Here is a 2,084-nt window from a genome sequence, read left to right as displayed (position 1 = left end):
GTTGCAGATTGCATAATATCATTTCCCAATGAGTTTGCTGTAATTATCTATACGAAAATTCTCTAAAGCATAGGGCGTTCAATAGAATATAGAGACAAATATTCAGCGTAATAAAACAAGGTATTGGCTTAGTAAATCAAAAACATTGACTGAAAATTTATATTTTCTATCTTTCGCATGCTGCCAGTTTCATGTAGGTAGCCGCGTTGGTTACTTGTCCTATCCGCGAGACTGGCTCGGAAAGAGCCAATGTGTTGTTAAGAAAGAAATATTTTCTCCTGAGACGATGATTTTTTTGTGTGTAATATTGAAAATTTATTAAAATGGTGAAGATGTTCAATAGAGTAAATTAATTCAGTGTTACTCAGTATCGTAACCCTAGAAAATAATGTTAGCAGCAATGCAAAAAAAAACCACTGAGGAAATAGAGAATAGAGGGAAGCCGTCTGGGAAAATGTGCACAGCAGGATGGTGATGAGAATGAAAAGATAGGCAATATATTCGTATTTTTATTGAGTTTCCTCTCCTTATTCCGTTATCTTACGTTTACTCATCCAATTTGTTGAATATGCTCAGCGCTGAGAATAAATACAACATCATTCAATTGAATTTATTCGTTAATATAATGGATTAAACGTGATAAAAAACGACGTTATTTTATCAGAAACGATTTCGTCGTATCGAACCCACAGCGCAACGCTACGGGAAAACAGTGACCAACCACGACCACAACTGAAATCATCACAAATAAAAAGATAAAAAACAGGCTAATCTAATGATAAATAATGATTTTATTTTAACTCCAGTGGTTTGTCATATAACTGTAATATTTCATACATTTTTCTGTCATTAAACTGTCCTATTTTCCCTCCTGCACCATACTTAATCTGATGAAAACAATTTATACACTTGGTACTTGAGTTGCAGCGTTGTTAGCTTGGTTCATTACTCAGCCCATCCTGCAATACCAGGTTCTTTGGTATAGAGTTAATTCTAATATCCCATTAGGAGGGATTATGAAACTGATGCGTACCACCGTAGCCAGCATTGTGGCAGCGACTTTATCTATGACCACTGTGTCCGCGTTCGCTGCTGCAAGCCTGACAGGTGCAGGTGCGACATTCCCCGCGCCGGTGTATGCCAAGTGGGCAGATTCTTATCAGAAAGAAACAGGTAACAAAGTTAACTATCAAGGGATCGGCTCTTCAGGTGGCGTAAAACAAATCATTGCCAATACTGTTGATTTCGGTGCTTCTGATGCGCCATTAGCAGACGATAAGCTGGCGGCTGAAGGTTTGTTCCAATTCCCAACTGTGATTGGTGGTGTGGTGCTGGCCGTTAATATCCCTGGCATCAAATCTGGTGAACTGACTTTAGACGGTAAAACACTGGGTGATATTTATCTGGGTAATGTGAAGAAGTGGAATGACCCGGCGATTGTGAAGCTGAATCCGGGCGTTAAATTGCCAGATCAAAATATTGCAGTGGTGCGCCGTGCTGATGGTTCTGGCACTTCATTCGTATTCACCAGCTATCTGGCTAAAGTGAATGCGCAGTGGAAAGAGAAAGTGGGTGCAGGCTCAACGGTTAACTGGCCGACCGGTTTAGGTGGTAAAGGTAACGACGGTATTGCGGCATTTGTTCAGCGCTTGCCAGGTGCCATTGGTTATGTGGAATACGCTTATGCCAAACAAAATAACCTGGCTTACACCAAACTGGTTTCAGCCGATGGCAAACCAGTCAGCCCAACAGAGCAAAGCTTTAGCGCTGCGGCCAAAGGTGTAGACTGGAGCAAAACGTTTGCTCAAGACTTAACCAATCAGAAAGGTGATGATGTTTGGCCAATTACCTCTACTACTTTCATTTTGGTGCACAAAGAGCAGAAAAATGCGGCTAAAGGCACTGAAGTACTGAAGTTCTTTGATTGGGCATACAAAAACGGTGCTGAACAAGCTAATGCGCTGGATTACGCCACATTACCAAAAGAAGTGGTTGAACAGGTTCGTGCAGCTTGGAAAACCAATGTTAAAGACAGCAACGGTAAGCCAATCTTCTGATTGAAGTTAGTTTTGCCTGTAATAATT

1 protein-coding gene is annotated in these 2,084 nt (G+C 40.8%); it reads left to right on the top strand.

Going from position 1 to position 2,084, the window contains the following annotated elements; genetic code table 11:
- Positions 1-1,016 precede the first annotated feature (1,016 nt).
- Positions 1,017-2,057 (top strand): phosphate ABC transporter substrate-binding protein PstS, encoded by a 1,041-nt coding sequence (gene pstS / locus V2A85_RS23185; RefSeq protein ID WP_083161568.1) that lies wholly within the window; start codon positions 1,017-1,019, stop codon positions 2,055-2,057.
- Positions 2,058-2,084 lie beyond the last annotated feature (27 nt).

Origin of the sequence: Yersinia sp. 1252 StPb PI (assembly GCF_048593885.1) — a bacterium.
In the GTDB taxonomy this organism is placed as follows: domain Bacteria; phylum Pseudomonadota; class Gammaproteobacteria; order Enterobacterales; family Enterobacteriaceae; genus Yersinia; species Yersinia enterocolitica_E.
Note: the sequence above shows the minus strand (reverse complement) of the source record. Positions and strands in the feature narration are given on the sequence as shown.

What these genes read in the sequence shown, in the direction of transcription:
- pstS (WP_083161568.1), top strand. Translation starts at nt 1,017, where the DNA reads ATGAAACTGATGCGTACCACCGTAGCCAGCATTGTGGCAGCGACTTTA.